Genomic DNA, 3,860 nt, shown 5'->3' with positions numbered 1-3,860 from the left:
TGCCTACGACGATCTTAACCGGCTGACAACCTCAATGGTCACCTCAAAAGCGGCCATTAAGGGTCACTTCAAAAGCGGCCATTAACGGAGAATGTCCGAGACAGGGTTGTTTTAGCCTTTTGCCTCCTGGTCAGGCAAGTCCGATTTGGTTCTCCAACTGCGCGGACCGCATTTGAGGACATGGCCGTGATGCAATAAACGATCAAGCATGGCGGAGACGGCTGCGCTGTCGCCGAGTAGTTTTCCCCAGTCTTGCACCGGGCGGTTTGACGTCATCAGAGTGCTGGCCCGCTCATAGCGGCGCATAACGATCTCCAAGAGATCCTCAGCCGCAGTGGGAGTTTACGCATGCCGAGATCATCGATGATGAGCAGCGGCACGGTGGCTAACAGTTCCATGTGCTGTTTGCGCGAGCCGTCGATGGTCGCTTCGGCGATTTCATCGAGCAGGGTATGGGTCTCACGGTAGAGCACGCGGTAACCCTGCTGGATGGCGGCCAGACCGATAGCCTGAGCCAAATGGCTCTTGCCGGTACCGGGCGGACCTAAAAAAAGTGCATCATCATGTTTAGCGATGAAGCCGGCGGTAGCCAGATCGAAGACTAAACTGCGATTGAGTTTTTTGTTGAAGGTGAAGTCAAAGTTCTCCAGGGTTTTCTGCGGATCGCGGAACTGCGCTTGTTTTTGGCGGCGTTCGAGCAGGCGATTACTTCTGCGGGAGAGTTCATCGGAGATCAGGCAGGAGATCAGATCGATGGGTGCCATTGATTGGGCTTGAGCCTGGAGTAAACGGGTTTCCAACACAGCGGCGATGCCGCCCAAGCGCAGTTGTTTTAGGGCCCGGTTAAGTTCAATCAGATTCATTTTGATTCTCCTTTTCATTTTGCTGGATTTTAAGGTTGATCAGATCACGGTACTCGGTGAGACTGCGGATCAGCGGATCGACATGGCGCAGCGAGAGCTGGGGGCGGCGCTCCAGGTAACGGCGTACAAAGCGGTAGTTCTCCACCCCGAGATCGAGAGCGGCAGCGCAGGCATCGTCGACCGCAGCGACGCCGTGTTTTTTGGCCAGCGCAATCACACCCAGAATGCGGCGATGCCTGTCTCGGCTTCGTTGCGATAGATCGCCTGGCAGAGCTGACCGATGTGGGTGCCAGCCTTAGCGGCGCGGGATAACAGCTGCACAGTGGAGAGCGGAGTTTTATTCGATCGATCTTCATCGTTGATGCGGTAGTTGCCGGGGAGTTGGCGCAGATGCTCGCGCAAGAGCTGATAATTTTGGGGATTGAGGATGCGCACGTGCAGGGCATCCCACTGGACTTTGACTTGCCGGCCGATCCAGCCTGGGGGTAAGCCGTAATAGGCGCGCTCGACTTCGACACAGTTGTCGAGATGGACCACCCGTTCGCTGTACTGGTAATAGCGAAACGGCTCGATCGGCAGCGGCTGCAAGAACGGCTTCTCCTCGGCGAACATCACCGATACTTGGCGTTTGGTGGTGCCGTGGATGCGGGTGTCGGCCCAGCGTTGTTCCCAGTGATCGAGATAGGCTTGGGCTTCTTCCAGGCTCTCGAAGCGCTGCCCCTTGAGTGGGGTTTTCTGCGCATGTCCAACGCCGGCTTCGACTTTACCTTTGCGATCGGGGTCTCGCACCCGGCACGGCATGGCCACAACGCCGTAGTGGGACAGGACATCACGGTAGAGCGGATTGAGGGTGGGATCGTAGATGTCGGGCTTGAGTACGCCCTCGCGCAGATTGTCGAGCACCACCACACGCGGGCTGCCGCCGAGACGACGAAAGGCTTTTTCATGGAGCTCGGCCCAGACCTGGGAACTGGAGCGAAAGACCAGTAGGCGCACCGACTTGCGGCTGTAGCCCAGGGTCATCACGAACAGACGAGTGCGCCGGTACTTGCCGCTCTTGTCGTCACGCACCATGGGACCGGTGCCGTAGTCGACCTGGGCTTCTTCGCCGGGTGCAGTCAGGATAATACCTACTGCTTGCGGTAATTGAGCACCACGCAGTTTACGCACGAAGCGCTTGACGGTTTGATAGCCACCGCTATAGCCGTGCTGATCAACCAGGTCTTGCCAAATCGCCGTGGCGTTGCGTCCGTGGCTCAGCCAAAGCTCGATGCTCTCGCGATACGGTTCGCAGGTACTGACGGTAGGAGTTAATTTGGCGGCTTGCGGTTCTGGCTTCTCTGGAATTGTTTCTCCAGAGTCGGTGGTCACCTCATTGGCCGGTTTTGCCGCAGTCGAATCGGCCGCTGACTCATGGGTTGGGGTTGAGACTCCTCGTCGGCCCGGGCGACCAGGACCGCGGCGATGCCAGCCGCTTTGAGATAAGCGCTAATGGTCTCACGCCGAACGCCGGTGTGTTCCTCGATGCGTCGCAGCGACCACTGAAGTCGCCCAAGGGCTATTACTTGTTGCTGTTTTTCTTCGTTCAAGACATTGCTCATGGCGCGTGAGCCTAAAAGGCTGCACTACGTCGTCAATGTCTCGGACGCTTCTACCGTTAATGGCCGGTTTTGAGGTGACCACTAATGGCCGCTTTTGGGTGACCGCCGAGGGTTGAGCCTCAGGAACTCATCAGTGAGTTCGATATGTACGGTGAGGCCAGCAGGGAGCAGTGCGCAGCCAGCACGGTCGACCCTCTATGTCAAAAGACGTTGCGCATACCTGCAGGAGATATGACGTTGAGCCAAACAGCGATCACTCTTAAGGAACCTCTGAACAAGTCAGCAGTGAAGTCGTCTAATATCGCAAAGCGGTAAGGCGGACAATAGGGGGTTAGAGTGGGGGAGCAGACAACATTTGCGAGTTTAGCGTGGGCTGGGAAGAAAAAGCAGACCAAGCGGGAAAAGTTTTTGTCTGAAATGGATCAAGTGGTGCCGTGGGGTAAATTGGTGGCATTAATCGAACCGCACTACGCTAAAGCCGGCAACGGACGCCGACCGATGGGATTGGAAAGGATGGTGCGAGTTTACTTTGTGCAACAGTGGTACGGGTTATCCGATCCCGGGATGGAAGAATCGTTGTATGACATCGAGTCGGTGCGGCGATTTGCCGGGATCGAGTTGGGCGAAGAAAATATCCCCGATGAGAGCACGATCTTGAACTTTCGCCACTTACTGGAAAAGCATGGATTGAGCGAAAAGCTGTTCGACGAGGTCAACGAGTATTTGAGCGAGAAAAAGCTATTGCTCAGAGCCGGGACCATCGTCGACGCCACGCTGATCCATGCGCCGTCCTCGACCAAGAACAAGGACAAGAAACGTGACGGGGAGATGAGTTCGACCAAGAAGGGCAACAACTACCACTTCGGCATGAAGGTACACACGGGAACCGACAGCCAGAGCGGCTTGGTGCACACGGTCAAAGTGACCACGGCGAGTGTGCATGATAAACAGGAGATGGACGCGCTGCTGCACGGAGAAGAAAAGGCGGTGTTTGGCGACAAGGGTTATTTCAGCGACCAGGACAAGCGCTCGGCGCGAAAGGTGGGATTGTTCTGGGGCGTATTGGACAAGGCCAAGAGCAAAAAGCGGTTGAGCCACAAGCAAAAGCGCAGGAACAAAAAGCTATCGAGCATACGGGCTAAGGTGGAGCATCCGTTTCGAGTGGTTAAGCGCCAGTTCGGCTACCTCAAGACTCGGTATCGAGGGCTCAAGAAAAACGCGGCGCAGATCTACACGCTGTTTGCCCTGGCCAATCTGTATCGAGTGCGCAAAACTTTGCTGGCCTAGCCTGCTTGGAAATTCGAGCCGTGCGTACAGGCATTGAGTAGCGAATAAATAAATCAAGGTTACCCAACCCCATGTAAACACCGAGCAGCGTGAATCAACGTGAAAACGC

General features: G+C 55.9%; 3 protein-coding genes and 1 pseudogene. 1 reads left to right on the top strand and 3 read right to left on the bottom strand.

The features are described from left to right. Window positions 1-111: 111 nt before the first annotated feature. From ACREC7_RS15970 to istA, 3 genes and pseudogenes are all read right to left on the bottom strand, one after another. Window positions 112-276 carry an ATP-binding protein gene (locus ACREC7_RS15970; RefSeq protein ID WP_431556678.1) on the bottom strand — a complete coding sequence of 55 codons (165 nt, stop codon included), beginning with the start codon at window positions 274-276 and terminating at the stop codon, window positions 112-114. Further along, the gene (locus ACREC7_RS15965) at window positions 276-863 is read right to left on the bottom strand and encodes an ATP-binding protein (protein ID WP_431556677.1); all 588 of its coding nucleotides are present in this window, start codon (window positions 861-863) and stop codon (window positions 276-278) included. Before ACREC7_RS15965 ends, ACREC7_RS15970 begins: the two co-directional genes overlap by 1 nt. Continuing rightward, window positions 850-2,464, bottom strand: a pseudogene (istA, locus tag ACREC7_RS15960) (IS21 family transposase). Before istA ends, ACREC7_RS15965 begins: the two are co-directional and overlap by 14 nt. 336 nt (window positions 2,465-2,800) lie before the next feature. Between istA and ACREC7_RS15955 the strand changes: the two are divergent. Next, entirely contained in the window at window positions 2,801-3,751 is a 951-nt protein-coding gene (locus ACREC7_RS15955) for an IS5 family transposase (protein WP_431556676.1), read from the top strand. Window positions 3,752-3,860 lie beyond the last annotated feature (109 nt).

This window comes from Methyloceanibacter sp., assembly GCF_050728395.1.
Taxonomy (GTDB): domain Bacteria; phylum Pseudomonadota; class Alphaproteobacteria; order Rhizobiales; family Methyloligellaceae; genus Methyloceanibacter.
This window is presented reverse-complemented; position numbering and strand designations above follow the sequence as displayed.

Excerpts from the sequence above, each read along its gene's own strand:
- ACREC7_RS15970 (WP_431556678.1), bottom strand. The coding sequence starts at position 276 with ATGACGTCAAACCGCCCGGTGCAAGACTGGGGAAAACTACTCGGCGAC.
- ACREC7_RS15965 (WP_431556677.1), bottom strand. The coding sequence starts at position 863 with ATGAATCTGATTGAACTTAACCGGGCCCTAAAACAACTGCGCTTGGGC.